We start from the raw sequence: 22,519 nt of genomic DNA on the forward strand, positions 1-22,519 counted from the left end.
CAAAGTGGATATGCCCGAAATGCCTGAAAACATCAAAAGATGCTCACCTTATGGCATTGGTTGACTATGAATTACTCCTGGGCAGTACCATTAATAACTGCCAATTTAGAAAATTCCTCCAGATCTCTTACTCTTCAATAGCACACAAGATGTTATGTTCCATGAATCTTCCAGTGTCAAGATCCTTTAAAGATAAAATTTATTTTTTACATCCATCTGAATAACCCCTATTCCCCCCACTCAACCTCACTAATTTTCCAGGAAGACCATGGAGATAAACGTGCCACAGTGATATACAAGTGTACTTTTTCTGCCCCCACATTCTTCCGAAAGATCACAGTTTTAACGGGAATAATGGTCTTGACGGCCAGATGCTTGCGTGATTCCTTCCCGCGAATATCGTAATGGATGGCTGATATGCTGCGCGCTGACTTCAGCAGTTCTTTTCGCACTTTACCTTTCTCAGGCAAGACAGGCTTCATCAAATCTGGATCGTTTTCTTTTAGCGACAGTAGGTACATTTCTGCCACTTGATGGGGGTTCGCATGATGGGCATAATCATCAAGCTTGCCGCCTGCTTTTAAGATCATCATTTTATGAGAGGGGTCAGCGTTCCGCGTCTTGTGGGTGGTGCTGCCGGCAAAGTGAATGCAGAAATGCCCGGGGAATCCATTTTGCAGGGCACCGTGTCCATGGGGCATCCCATGCATGGAGGCAGCAAGCATTTTACCTTTTACGGGAATCAAAATCGCTCTTCTTCGCCAGCTCCATTTTCCGTTATAAAGATGCTTTAAGACGGCTGTATCCTTGTAGGTTAAGGGCTGGACGTCCGCATGTTTGTTTCCTGCCCGGCGTTGGACAGAAAAGTAAAAACCGGTCTCCAGGTCAATGACCTTGAATTTTTTTCCTTTTGGAAGGAGCTTGTCTACTTTTGACCATCGGACAATTTTTCCTTTTTCGGGTACCGGATAAACAGTGAAAGGAAACTCACCGGCTGCTCCCGAATGGATGGGCAATATCATCATAAAAATCATAAAAGCAAGCAAGGCTATGCTGTATTTTTTTCTTAACATACTATTCTCTCCTTGAAATTATCATCTTCTTTAATATGTCAAGAAATGTTAAAAATAAACGAGATCTAAGCGAATAAAATTTAATTTAAGGGATGACCGACGAAATAACTGCTTATTTATGTGAAAATTGTTTTGTTTTCTTCGCATTCCTTGAATTCTTGTTTTCGATCCGTATACGGCAGGCGGTTGGGGCATGATAAGAAGCGTAAAGTTTTGGATCGGCTGTTTTGTACTGGCTGCCCTTGTCGGTTCAAGCCTTGTCCATCAGTCTGTCTTTGACAGCAATATTAAAAAAGTAGTTGTATTGTACAACGAAAAAGGCGAAGCAGTTAAAGCTGCACCGCTGCCAGCATCCCTTGAAATGCCTTTTGGAACGGACAGGCAGGGTTATGACATGTTCGCAAAAGTAGTGCAGGGTGCCAAATACACGATTCCCTTTGCCATATTAATCGCCTTGCTGCGCGTGGTGATCGCCTTTTTTATCGCCATTGCGTATGCTTTTTATTTTCCGCTCTGGGCAAGAAAAGGTCTGGAGAAACTGTTAAGCTCCTTTTATTACGTCCCTTTGACCATCCTTGCTATTTTTTTGCTGCAGCCTGTGCTGACGGAGCAGCTTTCTGGAGACAAAGAATACTTCACCTATAGTTTTTTTATGAGAATTTTCCTTGAGGTCAGCATTCTTACGCTACTCGTCGTGCCTCTGGTCAGTGTGATGATCGGCAATATGATAACCGCTCAGCTGAAAGAAGAATTTATCCAAAGTTCACGGGTGCTTGGAGCAGGAAAGCTGAGAATCTTCATGAAGCATGTTGTACCTCACCTGCTGCCAAAATTATTCATTGTCGTTACACAGCAATGCGTTTCAGCACTGATTATTTTTGCGCATTTAGGTTACTTTCAGCTGTTTTTCGGCGGAACGGATGTCTGTTATGCGCCGTTCTGTGATATCCCTCCGCAATCCATATCCAATGAATGGTCAGATCTGATCGGTGAGTATTATCAGAACATATTCGCTCATCCACTGATCGCACTTGGCCCTGTTATCATGTTCGGAATTGCGATTTATTCCTTTAATCTCGTGACGGAAGGATTAAAGACGCACTTTGAATCAGGAAGGCAGAGGGAAAAAGCAGACAGAGAGGAAGAGAAAGAGGACAAAATCGTGACCGGATCTACAAACTTTAAATTTATTAATCAAGAAGGGGCATAGCGCCTCTTTTTTGTTTTTCGGGCTTATCGCACTGGGCCAAGTAATCACCTTTCTCCATGTGTCCCCATATCTTGTATATTATCCTGTGTGAACAGGGGGGCTAAAGTTGATCTATGTAAAAGGAACGCAATTGAATTCAATAGAAGAAATACCGGGGGCAGGACAATTTTCAGAGGCCCAGCGGGGAACTGCCCTCAAACTGCTGAACAGCAGAGAGTCCTTTTTTTATGATAATCCCCGCCAGCTCCAGTTTGAGATTACCTATCGCGCCAACATAGTATCATCGGCTTATGCACTAAAAGACAGTGGAGCAAGGTTTGCGACGTTCACAACAGCGAAAGCTAACCGGAATTTCTGGATTTTAACAGCGTATGGCGGTTTTCTCATCAGACCGGATGTCACGCCGGCGGATGCCATTACCGATATCTTCGTCCAGGGGCGAAAATACGGATTCGAGTGTACGACTGCCATGATGATTATACTCTATAAGGCGATGTTGGAAACGATCGGGCCATCGACGTTTAACCAGCTGTTCAGAGGTCTTTTGTTATGGAGCACAGAGCATGATGAGGATCTTCAGCTAACAGCAGTCCATCAGGGAGATTCGCTGCCGGGAGATATCCGCTATATCCAAAATCCTGAGTTTCATCCGGCAACACCGCAGTGGCAGGGTGAGAATCTCGTTGATTTAGGAAATGGGCTGTTTTTTGGCCACGGTATAGGAGCAGGGATGCTAGGTGAGTTTATTAACGTACTCAATGAGAGAAGAAGGCCCGGAGCGACGACATCTGCTTTTCTCACAAGACAGATCATCCGGCCGAACTTCAGAAGGATGGCAGAATATACAGGTCATCCCCTGCGCCGTTTACTCGTGTAAAAAGTCCGCCCGGCAGCAAAAACCGGGCGGGCTTTTCCATACATAAAAAAGAACTGGCAGAATTTTTTCAGCCAGTTCTTTTTTATCGTTTATTGAATATAAGGAAGCGGGTTAACCGCATTGGTTTTGTTTACGTTCCACGGGCCTTTGTGAAGCTCAAAGTGAAGATGCTGGCCAGTAGAATGTCCAGTACTGCCCATATGTCCAAGAGTTTGGCCTTGGGATACGGTTTGTCCTGTGCTCACTGCACGGTCTCTCATATGTGCGTAAACCGTTGTATAAAGCTGTCCATCGATGTAATGTGACAGGAATACCACGTTACCATACGTAGAAGACGTATATGAGCGTGCTACTGTTCCGGATGCAGAAGCATGAATCGGAACATAGCCAGCCTTGGCAATATCAATCCCGGCATGGAACTTGTTCCATCTTGAACCGAGCTGAGAAGTTACATAGCCCGCTGACGGGAAGATGAAAGATCTTGCCGCACTCGGTGCTTCATAAGAAGGCTCAGGTGCTGGAGCAGGAGCAGGTGCTGGCGCCGGTGAAGAATGGCGGGAAGGCTGCTTCGCTTTTTCCCTTGCTGCACGTTCAGCTGCTTCTTTTTGCTGTGCTGCACGTTTTGCAGCGGCGGCTTTTTCTGCTGCTTCACGGCGGGCGCGTTCAGCTGCTTCTTTTTTTGCTCGGGCAATCTCTGCTTTAATTGCTTTCTCTTGATCGGCAAGAAGTGCGTCTTTTTCTACCAGCTTGCCAATGTCATCATGAAGATGCTGTTCTTCACTTCTGAGGCTCTTCATGATTTTGTTTTTCTTGGCTTTATTGTCTTTTAATTGGCTGTTAAGAGAATTCAAATCTGATAGTTTGCTGTTTAAAGAGGCAAGCTGAGAGTCAACCTGCTGCTTCTTTTTTTCGACGTCTTCTTTGTCGCGTTTATGTTCTTCAAGAATTGTTTTATCTTGTTCGGCAATGATATTCAGGCTGATCATGCGGTCAAGAAAATCACCGAATCCTTGGGAACCGAGAAGAACGTCAAGGTATTTTACGGCACCGCCATTTTCATACATGTTACGGACACGGTTTTTTAATAGGGCGTCGCGTTCTTCGATTCGTTTTTCCAGGACAGCAATTTCATTTTTAAGCTGCGAAACGTTTGCTTTTGTTTCAGCGATTTCATTTTTCTTTGTCTGAATATCGCCAGTTGTTTTTTTCAAAGAAGCTTCAAGCTTGTCCAGCTCTTTAAGAAGCTGGTCCTGTTCACCCTGAACCTCTTTGACTTGTTTGTTTTTCTTTGATTTTTCAATGTGGTTTTCAGCTTGCTTTTGTTGAATGTCTTTTAATGTTTCAGCGGATGCTGTTGTATATGTAAATCCGGATAGTCCAATGGTTAATGATAAAGCCGCTGTTAAAATCTTACTTCCCAACTATAAGTCCCCCTCAATATGCAAATGTTACCAATCTATAAATCACAAAAATAATTATATCACTTAAAAACAGTTATTTTCGTGAAATAATATTACAGTTGTATTTCAAAATGTTACAAAATACGAGTCGAAGTGACATTAAGTTATTTTTTTACTTTAAAAGGAATTTTTATGGGAATAAAATAGACTGTGTGGTATATTTAATAAAAAAGTCTTACTATTAAAAAAGCTGATGAATGATAGAAATAAAAGAGGAGTGAATCAGCAATGGATCAACTGCTGACGATGCTGAAAGATTTAACAGATGCACCCGGTGTTCCCGGGGATGAGAGAGCTGCCAGAAAAGTGATGGAAAACTACATATCTCCCTATGCTGACCGTATGGCCCATGATCATCTTGGAAGCCTGATCGCAGAGAAGAAGGGGAAATCGGATGGGCCGCGTATTATGATCGCAGGCCATTTGGATGAGGTCGGATTTATGGTCACCAATATTACAGAGGAAGGTTTTCTTCGAGTGGAGGCCCTTGGCTTCTGGTGGATGCAAAATATGATGGCTCACCGGGTAAAGGTCATTACGAGAAAGAAAGAGTTAACGGGGATCCTCGGCTTTAAGTTTCCGGATGTCCGCAACTTAAAGAAAACGGTAGAAATAAAGGATATGTTTGTGGACATTGGAGCGGAGAGCAGACAGCAAGCGGAAGTGTTTGGGGTAAGGCCTGGAGACTCTGTTGTTCCTGACACTGAATTTTCTGTTTTGGAAAACTCTAAATATTTAGCAGCGAAAGCTTGGGACAACCGGATTGGATGTGCTGCAGCTATTGAAGTCATGAAAGCCTTGCATAATCAGGAACACAGCAATACCGTTTATGGCGTAGGAACCATTCAGGAGGAGGTTGGTTCCCGCGGAGCAAAAACCTCTGCAGCAGCCATCTCACCTGATGTGATGTTTGCGGTGGATGTAACTGTTGCTGATGATGTACCTGGAGACAGGGGTTTGGTAAAAACCGGAAAAGGTCCTGCTATTATTTTAAAAGACAACTATCATATTCCGCATAAAGGATTAAGAGACTTTGTGATTCAAGTGGCAGAGGAGGAAGGCATTCCTTATCAGCTGGCTACTCTTGAAAATGGAGGAACGGATGCAGGAGAAGCTCAATTTGATGGCAAGGGCGTTCCCGCATTATCCATCACCGTTCCTACCCGGTACATCCACAGCCACAACAGCATCCTGCACCGAGATGATTTTGAAAATACGGTTAAGCTGGTCACCGCCTGTGTGGCAAGAATGGATAACGATTGGCTCGAACGTCTGCACGCCGAATAAGAAAGCAACAAAAAACAGCCTGATTATAAGGCTGTTTTTTTACGGTCCAGTGGAAGAGTGCAGCATCGAAAGGCACCACCGGATTTTATGATTTCAGATATATCGACCTCGATCACTTCATAACCGTTTTCTCTTAATTTTGCGTTAATCTCCTTGTTGACGGGCAGACCAAGAACCGTATTATTGCCAATCGAGAGAATATTTGTGCCAAGCGTGAACTGCTCTTCTTTATTAATCTCGATCGTTTTATATCTTGAAGTTAGTAGTTTGAGTTCTTCTTCATGAAAAGCGGGCGGATAAATGATCGCTTCCTCAGGTGAAAGAATGTTGAATACACAATCCAGATGCAAGTATTTTTTGTTGAAGGGCACCGGAATAACATTGTAATCAGGCTCATGCTGCATCAGGCTTTCTATCGCCGCCCTGCTCGTTCTGTGGCTGACGCCTACAAAGACCGTCTTGCGGTCCAGCAGGACATCACCGCCTTCAATGCTGTCGTTTTTTAAGTCTTTAATGGTGATATGTTCTTTATTCATCCATTCTTTTAATACTTTTTCTTCTCCCTGTCTGATCTCCCGTCCCATCTCTGAAATGTAGAGGGTGTGGCCGATCGTGAATCCGATATCGCGGGTAAACACCTGCTCCGGATATTTTTCAAGAGGAGGAAGCTGGTGGACTTTAATCCCTCTGTCCTCCAATGCTTTGGAAAACTGCTTATGCTGCTGCATGGCTAATTCAGTGTCTATGTTTTCATCTGCGTAATATTTTTGAGTTTCGTTGATGACTTCCCGGATTTTCATGAATTTAGGCTGACAAAGAATTACGTCTTTTAATGCTTCATACTCACTATAGCAGGCCATATTTTTCCCTCGTTTTCATAAATTCTTTTACATGGCTGGTTAAAGCTGATAACGACTCCATCTGCTATTCTTGCCACGAACGGGATAAAACATGCCATTAAACCTTACTATTCATTTGTCAACAGCTTGGAAATGGTATAGGAAATCAAGTCCTGTGTTTGAACGAATGAGTTCACATGAAGCCGTTCTGTCCATTTGTGCGCATCACGTCCCAGCGGACCGAGATTCATAACCGGCATTGTCATTGCTGCCATCTCATCGATCGGCAGCTTGTACCGCTCACCGAATATCGGCATGTTTTCAAGTAATGGTTTTAGTTCGTTCTTTTCATATGGTAAGCCGATGTAGCTTAGATCAGAAAGCCCGGCAAAATAATTCTGTTTTCTTAGAGTGACCTGATGCTTTTCTTTTGCAAACTGAATGACTTCACGGGAGGTTTGCTGAATGAGTGCATCATCCTTGGAACAGACAGCCGGATAAAAAGGCGGAGCATAAAACAAAACCATCATCGGCGCGTACTGCTTGCATAAGCTTGCCAGGTCATTCACCAGCATGGTCGTAACATCGCGGTCATCCAGATGAGGATGGTTGGACAGGATATAATTTTCACGCCTTGTGATTTCTTCCTGTCCGTGCAGTTCGACCGCACGCTGATACAGTTCTTGAAAAGTGAAAACGGATATGGAGGTTTCTTTTACATCAAAAGGGACAAGTTTCGAATATTGCAGGGAACGCTCATATATAAAGGATTCTATCTGCTTTGCTGCTTTCTTGGCGAGTGTTAAAAGCTGCGTGTTGATATCCCCCAATGATCTTTCCATCATAAGCAGATTGAACATGGTCACGGCAACATGCGGAATCTGGACAGAATAATGATCTTTTAAGTCTTTTTGAACGAGGTTGGTTGGAGGAGGAATCGCTTCATCGTCCATCGTTTCACAAAAGTCCATATTCAACTCAAGCATTCTTGTGATTTCTGAGGCCATGAGATTTCCATTTAAACCGCCAAAAGGCTCGCCAACATGTGTTTCGCGGCCATAACAAAGAAATCCGGGCAATATTTTGCCTACCGTCCCTGTATACAGATAGTGGTTCTGGTCACCGGGATAACGGGTAAAGGCAGGTTCCCCGTTCAAACAGGCTTTGTACGTAATGCTGTACTGTTTCTTCAGCTGCTCTAATACCGGTACAGCAGCAAGCATTCCCGCAGAATTAACTTCTTCATCGGGTACAGATACCATGAGGATGTTTCCTGGGAATTTACCGTGTGCTGCTTGCTCGACCATAGACATATGGAGGGCAACACCGGCTTTCATATCCATGGTTCCCCGTCCGAACAGCCAATCTTCTTCCTCTATTTCTTCTTTTAAACCATCAGGCAGTGTATCAGCTTGGTAAAACTGTTCTGTTAATTCAGAAGGCCGAAAAGCTAAATGCTTCCAATCACCGAAATCTTCCACATTGACGACATCGAAATGGCTAAGAAGGATGATGGTATCCTCGTGTGAGCCGTTCTGTACAAAAGCGGTTAATAGTTTTCGGCCATCAGGCATAGGCTGAAGCTGCAAATGATCAGGTTTTCCTTTGAAATAATCGAGAGACCCCAGCGTGTAATAGAGATGTTCGGCCATCGCAATCTCTGCCGGCTGCTGAGATATACTAGGAATTTCCACAAGCTCTTTTACAAGGGCTGACAATCCTTCTTTGTTTTGCCATCTAAACATACGATCTCCTCATTTCCCTTCATTTTCTTGATTCTATTATCCTACCATAAACTTTTAAAATCTTAAGAAAGTTTGAAGGTTTCAAGGGAAGGATTGACATTGGAAAAAAATGTTAGTAACATGCGTGCTAGATAGAGTATTACACATGGAGGAGAAAAGGAAATGATTAACGTTCAACAGCTGTCTCATGAGTTTCGAATCGGACAAAAAGCAAAGGAAAGAATTGTTCCAGTTCTGCACAACATTACTCTACAGGTGCGTAAAGGTGAGATTGTGGCGATTGTCGGCAAAAGCGGATCTGGAAAATCCACGCTGCTGAATTTAATCAGCGGTTATATTAAACCTGTTTCAGGAAAAATCCAGATCGATGGAACAGATGTTACTTCTTTTAAGGAGGGGGATTGGTCAGATTTCCGGTTGAATCATCTTGGCTTTATTTTTCAAAGCTTTCAATTAATCCCAAGCATGACTGCCTTTGAAAATGTTCAGCTGCCGCTCGTTCTGAAAGGGGTGGACGAAAAACTTCGTATGAAACAGACAGAAGAGATTTTAGCGCGGGTCGGTTTGAGTGAATATGGAGGGCATTATCCAGGTGAACTCTCGGGTGGTCAGCAGCAAAGGGTGAGCATAGCCAGGGCATTGATCGTCAATCCACCCCTTATACTTGCGGATGAACCTACAGGGAGTTTGGACAGTGACAATGAAAAGGAGCTGCTTTCATTTATCCAAAAACTGAACCAAGACGATGGGATTACGTTTTTAATCATTACTCATGATGAAGAAGTAGCTCAGATCGCGCACCGAAAGATAGAGATTGTGGATGGCCATTTGAATGAGGGGAGAAGCTTTTATGAAGTTCAAAGATAGATACCGGTTTGTCCGGGCGAATATGAAAAAGAATAGAACAAGGGTATTTATGACAGTGCTTGCTGCCACAATCGGCTGTGCATTCTTGATTGTTTTGGCTTCCATAGGTTTTGGGATTCATAGAACGGCCATCAAGGATATCACGAATGGCAGGCTGATGACAGAGATTGAGTTGCATGGGGAAAAGCCCTTTACGATTAAGGAAGTGAATCAATTAGATAAACTGAAGAACACGAAAACGGTAACGAGAAAACAGAGGGTAGAAAACAACTTGGCCTACCATTTGGGAAGCTACAGGTCACAAGCCGAAACGATGGTCGCTTATATGCCCGCAGAAAAAAAAGCAGGATTTGAGCTAAACAGCGGTAAGATGCCGGTACATAAAAATGAAGTGATTGTCGGCTATGACTTTGCCAAGTCACTGATGAAAGAGATTCCGGAAAAAGTGAGGAAAGGTCTAAGTGAAAAAGAAGCTCAACAAAAGATGAAGGATAGCCAGTTTAAAGGTGAGATACTCGGGGAAACTCTTCAGCTTGAAATTCAACAGCTGAGAGGGAAAAAGGTGGTCAAGAAAAAAATACCGGTTACCATTGCAGCTGTGGGCAAAAAACCTTCAAAGAAATGGTTTCTGAATGAGTCGGTTTTTATTTCTGAAGGGGTATTAAAAGAGATAGAGGCCTTCACTAAAACGCCGAGAGGAATAATGAACGATCCGCAAAACTCAGCGGCTGATGAGAAATACAATGTATTTACAGATGTTAAAGTCTACACCCATGATGCCGGTGAAGTAGGAGCCGTATCTAAAAAGATTGAGAAGCTGGGCTACAGTACCTATTCCGCACAAAACGAATTAAAGGAAATTAACGTCGTTTTCCTGATTATAAAGATCGGATTGATTACAGTTGGAACGGTAGCCGTATTGATTGCCTCGATTGGCATCTTCAACACGATGACAATGGCAGTCACTGAAAGGGCCCAAGACATTGGCATCATGAAAGCCATCGGAGCCCATCCGGGAGTCATCAAAAAGATTTTCTTGATGGAGAGCAGCTTTATCGGATTACTGGGTGCTTTTTTTGGAACGTTGATTGCCTATCTTTTTAGTTATGGTGTCAATATGTTTCTTCCTGTTCTGATCCAGCAATTTTTTCATGAAAAACCGCCTGAGAACTTTTATTTTTCCTATATTCCCGTAACGCTTCCGCTGATCTGCATCGCTATCTGTTTTGGCGTAACCCTGATATCCGGTTTGCGGCCAGCGGTAAGAGCGACCCAGGTGGACGTTCTGAAGGCGCTGCGTAGGGATATTTAATTCTAATAAACCGCCTTTCTAATAGAGGTGGTTGTTTTCTTACATAGTAAACTCTATAACTTCCTTTTCTTGATATGATGAAGGCAGAAGAATTATGTCTTGAGAGGGAGACGAATCAATGACCTCAAAATTAAAAGACATTGGAACATGGCTGACAAACCATATTGAAATGGACTTAATTAATGAAAAATCAAGGCAACATCCGTTTATTCAGGATGATCTTCTTTAGCCTATTTGGTGAATCAAAAAAAATTAACGATAGAGGATTTAAAAACATAAGGAGGCGTTGATGTTGAAGCAGATCATAGCATTGGGCGGGGGCGGGTTTTCCATGGAACCCGAAAACCCTTTGTTGGATCAGTATATCCTGCGGCAATCTCTGGAAAAAAACCCGAAGATTTGCTTTTTGCCGACAGCGAGCGGTGATGCTGAAGGCTATATAGAGCGTTTCTATCAAGCCTTTAAAAAGCATGAGTGTGTTCCATCTCATCTCTCACTGTTCAAGCCGCCATCTGCCGATCTTAGAGGTTTTGTTCTTGAACAGGACGTGATGTACGTTGGAGGGGGCAACACTAGAAATCTTATGGTTTTATGGAGGGAGTGGGGGCTGGATCATATTTTGAGAGAAGCCTATGAAAAGGGCATTGTCCTTGCCGGCATCAGTGCCGGGTCGCTTTGCTGGTTTGAAGAAGGGGTCACCGATTCCATCCCAGGCCAGCTGACCCAGATATCTTGTCTCGGGATTCTGAAAGGAAGCAACTGCCCTCATTACGACGGGGAAAAGGACAGACGGTCTTCGTATCATGACCTCATTCTGCATGGTTTATCGGAAGGGTATGCAGCTGACGACGGAGCAGCACTTCATTTTATGAATGGAGAGCTTACGAAAGCAGTAAGTTCAAGGCCCCATGCCAAAGGATACAAGGTTTCGAAAGTCATCGGCAAAATTAACGAAGAAGTCCTTCCAACGGATTATTTAGGTTTTTAAAGGTTTAAAAATCCTCTTTCAAGGTCATCACATAAATGTGACACTAGGTCATCACATAAATGTGAGACTGGGTCATACATAAATGAGATGACTAGGTAAACACATAAATGTGTTTACTATAAAGGAGGATTTTTTTTATGAAGAAATGGACCATCGCTTTATGCGTCTTTATGATATGTATGCTGCTCGCTGCGTGCGGCGGAACAGGCCAGGGAAATCATAAAACTCACAATATGGACAGTGGAAAAAAATCAGAAGGAGCATCCAGCATGACAAAGGCAAAGCCTGTTACGGTGGAGTTACTGGATGCGAAAGGCAAGAAAGCCGGAAAGGCAACACTTGAGCAGGCAGCTGAAGGGGTAAAAGTAAATGTGGAGGCGACAGGTCTTACCCCAGGTGAACACGGAATCCACTTTCATGAAAAAGGAGTTTGTGAAGCGCCGAAGTTTGAATCAGCAGGAAAGCATTTTAATCCAACAAGCAAAATGCATGGTTTCAAAAATCCGAAAGGCCCGCATGTGGGTGATCTGAAGAATATAAAAGCAGATTCATCCGGTAAAGCGACAGGTGACCTAATGTCTTCCCTCGTTACCCTTCAGGAAGGCAAGAGCAATTCCCTCCTGAAAGAGGGTGGCACTGCCCTTGTCGTTCATGCAAAGGCGGATGACTACAAGACTGATCCTACCGGAAATTCGGGAGATCGCGTCCTGTGCGGGGTTATCAGGAAATAACAGGTTGGAAGCCGGCTCGATGTGATAGAATTGGGCCGGTTTTTTAGTGGGAAATGAGAGAAATCAGCTTGCTTTTGCTTCCAATGGGCTGATTTTAGTGTTTTTTATCGTAATCTTCCCTAAAAGAGAGTGTTTCAGTGGGATTTTTTGTAGCCTGGAAGAAGCAATATCCGTTTATTATTGATTAGGCACCACTTATTATCGACTCTATTTATTATCGAAAATAAAGATATATTACTGAAACTGCCAAAAATATTATCGATTAGCCAATTCCAATGCAAGAAAAAGGAAGATTCCCAAAAAGAATCTTCCTTTTTCTTGTTAACTTCCTGTACTTGTAAATGCCTTCAGGCCGCGGTTCCAGAACAGATAGGCGAGCATACAGGTGATGATCGCCACTACTGGTGTCCAGAGAGCAAAGCTTGCGTAGCCTTTTCCTTCAATAAAATAAGCTGCCGGGTAATAGGCAGTAAATCCGTATGGAATAATCCACGTTAATAATAAAGCGATTCCTTTATGATAGATGGTCAGCGGGTACCGGGCAAATTCGCTTAAGTTAAAAACAGCCCAAACGATGGGCAGGCTGTCGACCATCCAAAAAGAAAGGGTGGCAAAAAACAGATTGACAGCAACAAAAATAAATCCGGAAGAAATGATCATCACTGCTAAAAGGAGGAAGTCCAGGATCCCCCAGCTAATGTCAAGATGGGGAATCGCTGTACCAAGCACGATGACGCCGATGGCAAGCTGGCCGAAGCCATCCTGCTGTACACGGTCCGCAATAAAGTGGAACAGCGGATTAATAGGGCGGATCAGCAGACGGTCGAACTTTCCTGGCCTTATATATTGCCAGCCTAGTGTCCATAAATTATCAAAGAAGATGTGGTGAATAGATCTTCCGGTTGCGGCAATTCCGTAAATAAAAAGGATTTCGTGAAACGTCCAGCCGTTTAGCTGCTGGATATGATCAAAGACCACTTTCACAAAAAAGATAGAAGCGAACTGCTGAAGCATGACGGACAGAATTCCAAGCAGGAAATCAGCTCGATATTCCATCATGACTTTAAGCTGCTGTTTAAAAAAGAGGCTGTAGAGCTTCGCATATCTTTTCATTTGATTTCCTCCTATCCTCCAAAAATAGTAACCTTCCGCAATGCGAGCGACCAGAGGATGCGCAGCGAGAAATACATGGCAAGCATCCAAAATAACTGGATTCCGATCATTGTATACACCTTTGTTTCGCTGATGATGCCGGTATAGATAGACACAGGAACATATACCATCGCCTGAAAGGGAAGAAACTGGCTGATATCCTGAAACCAGCCGGGAAATAGAATAATAGGAACGAGAGCGCCGGAAAAAAAGGAGATGACGGATTCCTTCAATACTTCAAGTCCCCAGACATTTACGGTCCAAAAAGCAAGAATAGCAATAAGCAAGTCTAAAAACGTTCCGATCCAGATGCCACAAAAGGCGCTGAATAAGAAGAGAACGGCACTGCCCAGCGATCCAGGAAGCGAAATATCCAGAAAGAAAATGGACAAAACAGCAAGAGGAAGTGCCTCCCGGATCAAGAACATGAATTTACCTCCAAAATCGAGAGCGATCAGTTTCAGAATCAGATCATAAGGGCGCATGAGCTCGATAGCCACGTTTCCGTCTTTAATCGTACTCACCAGCTCTTTGCCTACGCCTGAAACAAACATCTGCAAAAACATGGCGACGACGATATATGTCAACATTGATTCAAGGTTCATATCCTGGATGGAATGCTGGTTCGCGTATACGGCTTTCCAGAAGAAATACATGATCAGCAGCCGGACGATCGTCGAGAAAGTGCTCGCCCAGTACCAGGCAGAATACGAAGTCTGTACCTGCATGGCTGCGGCGGCCATTTTATAGTACTTTTTCATGACTTTCCTCCTGTTGACTGCTTTTGTAAATTTCCTCCACGATGGTTTCAATTTTAGAATCTGTGATCGTTAAGTCGCGGACAGGATAGGCATTCATCATGGCAGCGATCACGTCTGCCCCTTTGATCACATCGTTGCTGAAGGAGAGCCGAATCTTTGTGTCTTCCTCTTCTTGAGGCAGCAGCTGTACTTTGTCTGTAAGTGATGGAGGAAGGGCAAACGTTTGCTCAAAGTCCAGATCAAAAGAAATGATGCGCTGATTCCCATACTGGTCTTTTATGGATTGCAGATCGCCGTCATAGATGATAAGGCCGTTATCAATAATGATAATCCGAGAACAGATCTCCTCGATGTCCTGCATATCGTGGGTCGTTAAGAGCACCGTCGTTCCATGCGTTTTATTCATCTCTTTAATAAACTGGCGGATTCTTGTTTTTACAGCAACGTCCAGTCCTATGGTTGGCTCATCAAGATAGACGACCGGTGGAAGATGAAGAAAAGCAGCAGCCAGTTCACAACGCATTTTTTGTCCGAGTGAAAGCTGTCTGACAGGAATACCTAAAAGAGGTTCAAGCTGCAGCACTTCAATGAACATCTGCATCGTTTCCTGATATTTTCGCTCCGGAATATCATAGATATGCTTGAGCAGATCGTAAGACTCCCTCACTGGAATGTCCCAGAATAGCTGGGTTCGCTGGCCGAAAACTGCTCCGATATTCATGGCATTTTTCTGGCGGTTCTCATAAGGGATGATGCCGTTAACCGTGATTTCGCCTTCACTTGGCGTCAGAATTCCCGACAGCATTTTTATTGTTGTTGATTTACCGGCTCCGTTCGCACCGATATAACCGACCATCTCACCAGGAGCGATATGGAAGTTTAGGCCTTTTACCGCTTCCTTTGTTTCATAGGCTCTATGGAAAAGCGATTTGAAAGCTCCTTTTAGACCGGGATCGCGCTTTACGATTTCATATTGTTTTTTAATGTCGTTTACATGGATCATTGATTGTTCCCCCCGTTTCTTCATAAAAGTAGAGAACAAAAAACCGCAGGCCTCTGCCTGCGGGATCCTATTCTCTGATTTCAATGGTGGATTAGAATGAAAAATAAAGGCGAGCGGGTGAAGTATGAAATTGATCAGTTAAACGGTAAATTCTTTTCATCAGGCTCACCCTCCTTTGTTTTCTATGTAAAAGTATAGCTGGATTTCAAAATAATGTAAACGATTTCTTTTACTCTTGTTGGATGCATCCAGGTTAGCAAGTTAGATTGTTTGGATTCTTCGAACTTTTCATCATTTTATAAAGAGATTGTTTCGTATTTTAAGTTTTTTTCCGAACAATACTTCCTTTTTCAAGAAGATTATTTTATAATGTGTCTAACTTCATAGACTCGTATAATAGCAGGGATATGGCCTGCAAGTCTCTACCGGATTGCCGTAAATGATCCGACTACGGGTGTCGCTTAAATCGTTCTGTTTTTATTTGCACGTGCTGCAGGTGAAGACCTTTCGATTTTTTACCTTTCGGGTACATATGATGGCTCGGAGAAACGCTTCACTCACGTAGGGAGGCGCTTTTCCGGGTCTTTTTTTGTCAGTAAACCGTAAAGGAGATATATCATGAACTTTCTTGAAGAAGTAATCCTAAAAGAAGGACAGGCACTTTCGGATCAGGTGCTCAAAGTGGATTCCTTTTTGAATCATCAGATTGATCCTCAAGTGATGCAGAAGGTTGGCCAGGAGTTCGCTCGCCTGTATCGAAGCGAGGGCATAACAAAAGTACTTACGATTGAATCATCAGGTATCGCTCCTTCTGTCATGACCGGTCTCGAGCTGGGTGTTCCGGTTGTATTTGCCCGGAAACGCAAATCGCTGACCCAGAATGGTGATCTTTTGACGGCGAAAGTCTATTCGTTTACGAAAGAAGAAGAAAATGAAATCTCCGTTTCGAAAAAATGGCTAAAAGCGGGTGAGAAGGTCCTCGTGATTGATGATTTTCTTGCTCATGGAGAAGCTGCACTCGGCTTGGCGAACCTTGTAGAAGAAGCTGGAGCAGAAGTCGCCGGGTTTGGCATTGTAATTGAAAAATCGTTCCAGTCTGGACGTGAGAAGCTTTTGAAAAAAGGTTACAGGGTTGAGTCGTTGGCAAGAGTCGCTTCTCTTTCCAATGGTTCCATTACGTTCACCAGAAGCGGACAGGAGGCTTGGAGTTTATGAAAATGACCAACGGCAAGTTATTCTCACTCGGCATTCAGCATGTACTTGCGATGTATGCAGGGGCCGTTATCGTACCTTTGATCGTTGGCGGAGCATTGAAGCTTTCAACCGAACAGCTCGCCTATCTGGTTTCCATTGATTTGTTGACCTGCGGGCTGGCAACCCTTTTGCAGGTTTGGAATAACCGCTTTTTCGGAATCGGTCTTCCGGTTGTTCTCGGCTGTACGTTCACTGCCGTCGGACCGATGATTGCAATTGGGTCTCAGTATGGGATCTCTGCGATCTATGGTTCAATCCTGGTATCAGGACTGGCTGTTGTGCTGCTTGCTGGCGTTTTCGGCAAGATCATTAAACTGTTCCCTCCGGTTGTTACGGGTTCAGTTGTAACGATTATTGGTGTAACGCTTATTCCTGTCGCGATTCAGGATATGGCCGGGGGGCAGGGCAGCAAAGATTTCGGTTCACCGGACAATCTGATGCTTTCGTTCGGCGTTCTTGCGTTTATCATTATTGTTTACCGATTGTTTACAGGCTTTATCCGGGCGGTTTCCATCTTGCTTGGACTTCTTGCAGGTACGGTTGCTGCCAGTTTCATGGGTAAAGTGGATTTCGGACCTGTTGCGGATGCTTCCTGGTTCCATATGGTCAAACCTTTTTACTTCGGTCCTCCAACGTTTCATGCCAGCGCCATATTGACGATGGTTCTCGTTGCGATCGTGAGTATGATTGAGTCAACGGGTGTATTCCTTGCGTTAGGAAAAATCTGCGGCAAAGAGATCAGCCCCGAACAGATGACAAAAGGTTACCGTGCGGAGGGGTTCGCTGTAATGCTGGGTGGAGTTTTCAATGCTTTCCCATATACGACCTATTCACAAAATGTAGGTCTCGTTCAGCTATCGGGCATCCGTACTAAAAATGTCATCTATACAGCGGGAGGCATGTTGATTGTTCTCGGTCTTGTCCCAAAAGTTGCAACAGTGACGACCTTGATCCCAACTCCAGTAATGGGAGGTGCGATGGTCGCCATGTTCGGAATGGTGGTCGCTTCTGGAATTAAAATGCTGAGTGATGTGGATTTTAACAAACAGGAAAATCTTCTGATTATCGCTTGTTCAGTCGGGCTTGGCCTGGGAGTAACAGTGGAGCCGGATCTCTTTGCGAAGCTTCCGAAGGCTGTACGAATCTTAACAGATAACGGGATTGTAGCCGGAAGCCTCACAGCGATTGCCTTAAATCTTGTGTTCAATGCAGAACGAAAAAAGGTCAAGATCCAGAGCAGAAAGGAATCAGCAGTAGGAGCATTAACTACGAAGTAAAACAGGTGCCAGGCACCGTAATTACACACTTGTGTAATGCGGGTGCCTGGCACCATGTTTTTACTTCCATAGATGTGGGTATATTGCAGGTAGATGAGTTAGCGACCAAGAGAGGAGAAATGCTTCATGAAATATTGCAAAGACTGCTTGAACATTCTGCACCAAGGTACAGATAGCTGCACAGTATGTGATGGGACCAATACCCAGGATATCGTAATTACGGTTCTAAGCAACGAAAGAAAATTAGCATCCGCATAAGACATAGTGGTATGTCTTATTTTTTTTGCTATTTTTCGATGAACTTTTTGGATCCTTCATCAATATAATGTAGAAGAAAAAGGAGGCGGGTCTCATGGATGTAAGAATAATTGATCGCGAATGGAATCATACCCGCCATAGGAAGAACAAAGCCTTTTAAGGGATTTGGTTCTTTTTTTTATGCATGGACAGACAACATCAGATCAAATGCTGATTTTACCTAGAGGGAGGAGAAGAAATGTTGAGGTATAAGAAGGTACTGATCAAATTAAGCGGCGGAGCAGTTGCAGGGCAAGGGAATTTTGGGTTCAATCCGCAAAAACTCAGCCATATTGCACAGGAAATGATTAATGTAGCGAACTCTGGCGTTCAAGTATCTGCTGTGATAGGGGGAGGAAACATATTCAGAGGCAGCCTTGCTGAGCAATGGGGAATGAACAGGGTAGAAGCAGACCAGATTGGTACGTTAGGAACGGTGATCAACAGCTTAATGCTTAAAAGCGCTCTAAAGAGTTTGACGGACAGAGAAGTCATCGTCATGGCCTCAGAACCTCTCGCAGCTGCAGAGCATTATAACCGTGCTAAAAGTATAAAGTACCTTGAGCGGGGAAGTATTGTACTTTTTGCGGGAGGCAACGGGCAGCCCTTTGTTTCAACAGATTATCCAGCGGTTCAGCGCGCTCTGGAGATGGGGGCTGAAGCGTTGCTTGTTGCCAAGCATGGGGTAGATGGTGTATATTGCAGTGACCCTAAGGTAGAGAAGAAGGCCAAACGGTACGTCTCCCTCTCGTATGAAGAAGCCATAAAAAACAATTTAAAGGTCATGGACCAGACAGCAATGATACTGGCAAAGGACTTTCAGCTTCCGATTCACTTGTTTAACTTTGACCAGAAGGGCGCATTTTCGGAGATCTGCAAGAACGGCCACAATCCGGGAACAATTATCAGCAGCAATAAAACAATTGTTTTGATCTAGACTATGCTGTTCAAAGAAAGTCGGCGGATCATACAGTATGTCACTGCCCTCTCCCCGAAAATCGGGATGGGGTTTCTTTACGTTTGGCTAATTCATTCCCTTTTGTTTACAATACATATATAGCCATATATGATTAATGGCTCACGAAATGATGTTAAGTTCTCATTTTCAAACGCAGTGGTTTCGGAAGTTAAGGAGGAACATTTTAATGAAACAAACGATGGACGATAAGATTAAAAACAGAAACAGCTGGTTTAAGATCATCCTGATCAGCCTGTTCTGCATGGTACTCATGTTTAAAGTAGCGACAGCAAAATTTACGTTTCATTTCTCGGATTTATTATCATTTATTTTAGCCGTATTTGCGATTGCCATCGCGGTGCTGTTTTACTCAAAGGTAAACGAGATTGTCCGCTTATTAGGGGGCAGCGCGCCGGGGCTCTTGAAACGAAACAAGAAAATGGAAAATACAGTGGCTTATGCTGAGAATGTGCCTGTTAAAAATGAAGAAGAATTGGTGCAAACACTTGAAGAGCATAAAGACCAGCTAAAGCGGGTAAAAAAGGTTCAGAATGAAATCATCGACCGTCTGCTGCTGAGTCAAGATCTTGAGCAAGAAGACAAGAGAGATTACATTGATTACCTCCTGCAAAAAGAGAAGGAAGCAGCACTGATTCAGATGGAAGCGGACAAGGTATCAGCTCAGCTTGAGGAAGCGGATGAATTTGCAAACGGCCCTTCCCCTGCAGAAAGCGGGACAGTCAACAGCATCAATGATCTTGTGGCGGTCCTTGGAAAGGACGTCATTCTAGGTGCGACGTTTGATGAATTGAACCAAAAAGTAAAATCCATTCAGCCGACAATAAGCCAGGAGGTATCTGAGTCACTGCTGCATGCAGGCTGCGTGGATCAGAATTTCAACATCACAAGAAAAGGACTGAAAGAATTTCGCAGTACCGCCAAAAGAATGAAAAAAAGAGTCTAGTATGCATTAATAAAGCAAGTTTCCTTTAAGGAGCTTGCTTTTTTTATAAGGTAACCAACGGGATGGCCGCATCCTCTATGTGGTGTCTCTTGTGAATTTATGGTAGATTACTAAAAGTATATACAAAACTACACAGGGGGATTTTTTCTCGTATGCTGTTTGTTGCGAAAGCTGTATTATATTTAGTTTTTTCACTTTTTATTGGAACGTTCCTTTTATATTCAATGCCTGTTGAGAAGCGTCCCTTTATTCATATGCACAAAAAGTGGCTGCTGGCTTGCATCTTCCTCATACCTGTTGCTGCTTTTTCCCAAGTTCTTGAGCTTGCGTTAAGTTTGGGAAAGGACTTTGGATTCTGGTCCACACTGAATGATATTTTATTTTCCTTTGATATCGGAAAGGGCTGGTTCTTTATTCTTGCCCTCTCTTTTCTATTGTTTGTTCTTGTTTATTTTAATGATGTCTCCAAGGACCGGTTTCTTGCTAAGCTATCTTTGTTTATCGGGGTCATGATCACGGCTGCTGTCGGCTATACGAGCCATGCCGCAACGCTGAATGAATGGGGGGGCCTTGCTGCTCATTCTCTCCACTTTCTTGCCGTAACCAGCTGGACAGGGACGTTGTTGGCCGTAAGCTGGCTCTCCAAAGACCGTGAGAAGATTCCTGTCTTTTTAAAATGGTTTACACCGTTTGCGCTAGTTTGTCTAGGTGTGACCATCGGTGCGGGGATCTGGCTCATGAGCTACATTGTTCCGCAATATTATAATTCATGGATGATGAACTACGGACAGGCTCTTTTGATCAAGCATGTGCTGCTTGTTGTTGTCATTTTTTACGCGCTGGTCAACTCGATTTGGATCCGGAGGAAAATGAGCGAGCCCTCGTTTTCACCATACAGGTGGATGAGGCTGGAAAGTGTGTTCCTTCTATTGATCTTTATTGCGACCTCCGTTATGGTACAGCAGGAACCTCCTCATGATGTATCGCAAACGCTGGCTTTTCAAAAGCCGTCACAGCTCTTTACCGCGTTTATTGAAAAGGGCGTGCATGCCGGGACATCAGTACATCTTGGTCCAAATGCCCTTACAGGACTGTTAGCTGCTGGTGCTCTTCTTTTACTTTTGGCCGCCATTTACTGTATCCGAAAGAGTGTCCGTTCATTATTTGTTTTTCTGCTGACTGCTGGATCAGCGTTGGTGCTGTATCTTGCTGTTATGTTCTCTGTATCAATTTGAATATATTAGACCGCATGCCTCGTGCATCGGTCTTTTTTGATGTTTAGGGCGGGAGTCATTGTATACTGAAAACAGGAACATACTAGTAAAAAAGAACAGGTGGAGAATCGTATGATGGCTGTTTTATTCACGATTATTGTGCTTTTGCTTTTTGTGTATTTTTTTATGAATGGGTACCCCGATTTTGGCAGAAGACCATCAAAGCAAAAAAGTGAGTCTTTTCAAAACTCTCTTCAATTTAAACAAGGTCATTTTGTGAATGAGACACCGACTGTGATGGACACCTCATTATCTACGACCCTCTCGATTGCCAAAGATTTTATTAAAGGAAATCCAAAGGGAAGACCTGATCAACCGCTGAAAATGGTAAAACTCAAAGTACAGGATGGTCTCGAAAAGAACACAAGGATCACCTGGTTTGGCCATTCGGCCCTCATGCTGGAGATGGATGGCAAGCGCATGCTTCTTGATCCGATGTTTGGACAAGCTCCTTCTCCTTTTCCTATGTTCGGAGGGAAGAGGTACAGCAAGATATTGCCTTTTACTATAGAAGATCTGCCTTTCATTGATGCGGTCTTTTTTTCACACGATCACTACGATCATCTTGATTACCGTTCCATCAAAAAATTGAAAGAGAAAGCAGGGCGGTTCTTTGTCCCGCTCGGAGTGGGGAGCCATCTGGAGAGTTGGGGAGTAGAATCCGGACGAATTAGTGAACATGACTGGTGGGATGAAATGGAGTGGGAAGGGCTTCATCTTGTCTGTACACCTGCCAGGCATTTTTCCGGGCGCAGTTTAACGGATCGGAACACGACCCTATGGTGTTCCTGGGTGATCAAAGGAAAGCAGTCTAAAATATTTTTTAGCGGGGACAGCGGGTATGGCCCTCATTTTAAAAATATTGGAGATCGATATGGCCCATTTGATGCAGCGATGATGGAATGCGGACAGTATGACGACCGCTGGTCAGAGATTCATATGATGCCAGAGGAAACGGTTCAGGCATTTATTGATGTGAGAGGTGACTTGCTTATTCCCATTCACTGGTCAGCATTTACGCTGGCGCTGCATGATTGGACTGATCCGATCGAACGCGTGACGAAAGAAGCGAGGAAAAGAAATGTTCCCGTTGCTGCTCCTCAAATTGGAGAAGCGGTTATCATTGGCACAGAGAATTACCCCCAAAGGGTGTGGTGGAAATAACATTCAAGGAAAAGAAGTTCATGTTG

At 43.8% G+C, this 22,519-nt stretch carries 21 protein-coding genes and 1 riboswitch; of the genes, 14 read left to right on the top strand and 7 right to left on the bottom strand.

Features of this window, described 5'->3' with window-relative positions; genetic code table 11:
- Positions 1–227: 227 nt before the first annotated feature.
- On the bottom strand, positions 228–1,073 hold the full coding sequence (locus OKX00_RS05635) for a hypothetical protein (protein WP_231689216.1): 846 nt from the start codon (positions 1,071–1,073) through the stop codon (positions 228–230).
- A 193-nt stretch (positions 1,074–1,266) separates the two neighbouring features.
- On the opposite strand from OKX00_RS05635, the gene OKX00_RS05640 reads away from it, so the two are divergent.
- Together OKX00_RS05640 and OKX00_RS05645 are read left to right on the top strand one after the other, a co-directional pair.
- Complete coding sequence (locus OKX00_RS05640) at positions 1,267–2,283, top strand: ABC transporter permease (protein ID WP_265409749.1); 1,017 nt, start codon at positions 1,267–1,269, stop codon at positions 2,281–2,283.
- Between the two features lie 106 nt (positions 2,284–2,389).
- The gene (locus OKX00_RS05645) at positions 2,390–3,160 is read left to right on the top strand and encodes a hypothetical protein (protein ID WP_082683375.1); all 771 of its coding nucleotides are present in this window, start codon (positions 2,390–2,392) and stop codon (positions 3,158–3,160) included.
- A gap of 89 nt (positions 3,161–3,249) precedes the next feature.
- Here the strand turns inward: OKX00_RS05645 and OKX00_RS05650 are convergent, their stop codons facing one another.
- Positions 3,250–4,581: a murein hydrolase activator EnvC family protein gene (locus OKX00_RS05650; RefSeq protein WP_265409750.1), complete on the bottom strand. Its 1,332-nt coding sequence runs from the start codon at positions 4,579–4,581 to the stop codon at positions 3,250–3,252.
- Between the two features lie 267 nt (positions 4,582–4,848).
- Here OKX00_RS05650 and OKX00_RS05655 point away from each other — a divergent pair, with 267 nt between their 5' ends.
- Positions 4,849–5,907, top strand: a complete 1,059-nt coding sequence (locus OKX00_RS05655) for a M42 family metallopeptidase (RefSeq protein ID WP_265409751.1) — start codon at positions 4,849–4,851, stop codon at positions 5,905–5,907.
- Positions 5,908–5,930: 23 nt separating this feature from the next.
- Here OKX00_RS05655 and OKX00_RS05660 read toward each other — a convergent pair whose 3' ends face one another.
- Both OKX00_RS05660 and OKX00_RS05665 read right to left on the bottom strand, forming a co-directional pair.
- On the bottom strand, positions 5,931–6,767 hold the full coding sequence (locus OKX00_RS05660) for a dimethylarginine dimethylaminohydrolase family protein (protein ID WP_265409752.1): 837 nt from the start codon (positions 6,765–6,767) through the stop codon (positions 5,931–5,933).
- Between the two features lie 107 nt (positions 6,768–6,874).
- Complete coding sequence (locus tag OKX00_RS05665) at positions 6,875–8,491, bottom strand: M20/M25/M40 family metallo-hydrolase (RefSeq protein WP_265409753.1); 1,617 nt, start codon at positions 8,489–8,491, stop codon at positions 6,875–6,877.
- Positions 8,492–8,653: 162 nt separating this feature from the next.
- Here OKX00_RS05665 and OKX00_RS05670 point away from each other — a divergent pair, with 162 nt between their 5' ends.
- The 4 genes from OKX00_RS05670 to OKX00_RS05685 all read left to right on the top strand — a co-directional run bounded on the left by OKX00_RS05670 (position 8,654) and on the right by OKX00_RS05685 (position 12,389).
- Positions 8,654–9,358, top strand: coding sequence for an ABC transporter ATP-binding protein (locus OKX00_RS05670; protein WP_265409754.1), 705 nt, complete (start codon positions 8,654–8,656; stop codon positions 9,356–9,358).
- On the top strand, positions 9,342–10,670 hold the full coding sequence (locus OKX00_RS05675) for an ABC transporter permease (RefSeq protein WP_265409755.1): 1,329 nt from the start codon (positions 9,342–9,344) through the stop codon (positions 10,668–10,670). Before OKX00_RS05670 ends, OKX00_RS05675 begins: the two co-directional genes overlap by 17 nt.
- A gap of 292 nt (positions 10,671–10,962) precedes the next feature.
- Complete coding sequence (locus OKX00_RS05680; RefSeq protein ID WP_265410476.1) at positions 10,963–11,658, top strand: Type 1 glutamine amidotransferase-like domain-containing protein; 696 nt, start codon at positions 10,963–10,965, stop codon at positions 11,656–11,658.
- A gap of 137 nt (positions 11,659–11,795) precedes the next feature.
- Positions 11,796–12,389 (top strand): superoxide dismutase family protein, encoded by a 594-nt coding sequence (locus OKX00_RS05685; RefSeq protein WP_265409756.1) that lies wholly within the window; start codon positions 11,796–11,798, stop codon positions 12,387–12,389.
- A 321-nt stretch (positions 12,390–12,710) separates the two neighbouring features.
- Here OKX00_RS05685 and OKX00_RS05690 read toward each other — a convergent pair whose 3' ends face one another.
- Genes OKX00_RS05690 through OKX00_RS05700 form a run of 3 tightly spaced genes read right to left on the bottom strand, consistent with a single transcriptional unit; the run spans position 12,711 to position 15,305 of the window.
- On the bottom strand, positions 12,711–13,502 hold the full coding sequence (locus tag OKX00_RS05690; RefSeq protein WP_265409757.1) for an ABC transporter permease: 792 nt from the start codon (positions 13,500–13,502) through the stop codon (positions 12,711–12,713).
- Between the two features lie 11 nt (positions 13,503–13,513).
- On the bottom strand, positions 13,514–14,302 hold the full coding sequence (locus OKX00_RS05695; RefSeq protein WP_265409758.1) for an ABC transporter permease: 789 nt from the start codon (positions 14,300–14,302) through the stop codon (positions 13,514–13,516).
- A complete protein-coding gene (locus OKX00_RS05700) occupies positions 14,286–15,305 on the bottom strand; it encodes an ABC transporter ATP-binding protein (protein WP_265409759.1) in 1,020 nt (339 codons plus the stop codon). Before OKX00_RS05700 ends, OKX00_RS05695 begins: the two co-directional genes overlap by 17 nt.
- 369 nt (positions 15,306–15,674) lie before the next feature.
- A riboswitch (purine riboswitch) is annotated at positions 15,675–15,776 on the top strand.
- Positions 15,777–15,923: 147 nt separating this feature from the next.
- Here OKX00_RS05700 and OKX00_RS05705 point away from each other — a divergent pair.
- The 7 genes from OKX00_RS05705 (at position 15,924) to OKX00_RS05735 (ending at position 22,493) form a co-directional block, all read left to right on the top strand.
- Positions 15,924–16,520, top strand: coding sequence for a xanthine phosphoribosyltransferase (locus tag OKX00_RS05705; protein ID WP_265409760.1), 597 nt, complete (start codon positions 15,924–15,926; stop codon positions 16,518–16,520).
- Positions 16,517–17,836, top strand: coding sequence for a nucleobase:cation symporter-2 family protein (locus OKX00_RS05710; protein WP_265409761.1), 1,320 nt, complete (start codon positions 16,517–16,519; stop codon positions 17,834–17,836). Before OKX00_RS05705 ends, OKX00_RS05710 begins: the two co-directional genes overlap by 4 nt.
- Before the next feature lie 126 nt (positions 17,837–17,962).
- Positions 17,963–18,094 carry a hypothetical protein gene (locus OKX00_RS05715; RefSeq protein WP_265409762.1) on the top strand — a complete coding sequence of 44 codons (132 nt, stop codon included), beginning with the start codon at positions 17,963–17,965 and terminating at the stop codon, positions 18,092–18,094.
- Positions 18,095–18,332: 238 nt separating this feature from the next.
- Entirely contained in the window at positions 18,333–19,070 is a 738-nt protein-coding gene (pyrH, locus tag OKX00_RS05720; RefSeq protein WP_062233048.1) for a UMP kinase, read from the top strand.
- A 208-nt stretch (positions 19,071–19,278) separates the two neighbouring features.
- The gene (locus OKX00_RS05725) at positions 19,279–20,055 is read left to right on the top strand and encodes a hypothetical protein (protein WP_265409763.1); all 777 of its coding nucleotides are present in this window, start codon (positions 19,279–19,281) and stop codon (positions 20,053–20,055) included.
- Positions 20,056–20,207: 152 nt separating this feature from the next.
- Positions 20,208–21,290 carry a copper resistance D family protein gene (locus OKX00_RS05730; protein ID WP_265409764.1) on the top strand — a complete coding sequence of 361 codons (1,083 nt, stop codon included), beginning with the start codon at positions 20,208–20,210 and terminating at the stop codon, positions 21,288–21,290.
- 111 nt (positions 21,291–21,401) lie between these two features.
- Positions 21,402–22,493 (top strand): MBL fold metallo-hydrolase, encoded by a 1,092-nt coding sequence (locus OKX00_RS05735; RefSeq protein ID WP_322114351.1) that lies wholly within the window; start codon positions 21,402–21,404, stop codon positions 22,491–22,493.
- Positions 22,494–22,519: the final 26 nt, after the last annotated feature.

It is taken from the genome of Fictibacillus sp. KU28468 (assembly GCF_026153615.1).
In the GTDB taxonomy this organism is placed as follows: domain Bacteria; phylum Bacillota; class Bacilli; order Bacillales; family Fictibacillaceae; genus Fictibacillus_C; species Fictibacillus_C marinisediminis.

Coding starts and splice junctions, on each gene's coding strand:
- OKX00_RS05730 (WP_265409764.1), top strand. CDS start 20,208: ATGCTGTTTGTTGCGAAAGCTGTATTATATTTAGTTTTTTCACTTTTT.
- OKX00_RS05670 (WP_265409754.1), top strand. CDS start 8,654: ATGATTAACGTTCAACAGCTGTCTCATGAGTTTCGAATCGGACAAAAA.
- OKX00_RS05695 (WP_265409758.1), bottom strand. CDS start 14,302: ATGAAAAAGTACTATAAAATGGCCGCCGCAGCCATGCAGGTACAGACT.
- OKX00_RS05665 (WP_265409753.1), bottom strand. CDS start 8,491: ATGTTTAGATGGCAAAACAAAGAAGGATTGTCAGCCCTTGTAAAAGAG.
- OKX00_RS05660 (WP_265409752.1), bottom strand. CDS start 6,767: ATGGCCTGCTATAGTGAGTATGAAGCATTAAAAGACGTAATTCTTTGT.
- OKX00_RS05675 (WP_265409755.1), top strand. CDS start 9,342: ATGAAGTTCAAAGATAGATACCGGTTTGTCCGGGCGAATATGAAAAAG.
- OKX00_RS05735 (WP_322114351.1), top strand. CDS start 21,402: ATGATGGCTGTTTTATTCACGATTATTGTGCTTTTGCTTTTTGTGTAT.
- OKX00_RS05685 (WP_265409756.1), top strand. CDS start 11,796: ATGAAGAAATGGACCATCGCTTTATGCGTCTTTATGATATGTATGCTG.
- OKX00_RS05715 (WP_265409762.1), top strand. CDS start 17,963: ATGAAATATTGCAAAGACTGCTTGAACATTCTGCACCAAGGTACAGAT.
- OKX00_RS05700 (WP_265409759.1), bottom strand. CDS start 15,305: ATGATCCATGTAAACGACATTAAAAAACAATATGAAATCGTAAAGCGC.
- OKX00_RS05725 (WP_265409763.1), top strand. CDS start 19,279: ATGAAACAAACGATGGACGATAAGATTAAAAACAGAAACAGCTGGTTT.
- OKX00_RS05710 (WP_265409761.1), top strand. CDS start 16,517: ATGAAAATGACCAACGGCAAGTTATTCTCACTCGGCATTCAGCATGTA.
- OKX00_RS05690 (WP_265409757.1), bottom strand. CDS start 13,502: ATGAAAAGATATGCGAAGCTCTACAGCCTCTTTTTTAAACAGCAGCTT.
- OKX00_RS05655 (WP_265409751.1), top strand. CDS start 4,849: ATGGATCAACTGCTGACGATGCTGAAAGATTTAACAGATGCACCCGGT.
- OKX00_RS05705 (WP_265409760.1), top strand. CDS start 15,924: ATGAACTTTCTTGAAGAAGTAATCCTAAAAGAAGGACAGGCACTTTCG.
- OKX00_RS05640 (WP_265409749.1), top strand. CDS start 1,267: ATGATAAGAAGCGTAAAGTTTTGGATCGGCTGTTTTGTACTGGCTGCC.
- pyrH (WP_062233048.1), top strand. CDS start 18,333: ATGTTGAGGTATAAGAAGGTACTGATCAAATTAAGCGGCGGAGCAGTT.
- OKX00_RS05635 (WP_231689216.1), bottom strand. CDS start 1,073: ATGTTAAGAAAAAAATACAGCATAGCCTTGCTTGCTTTTATGATTTTT.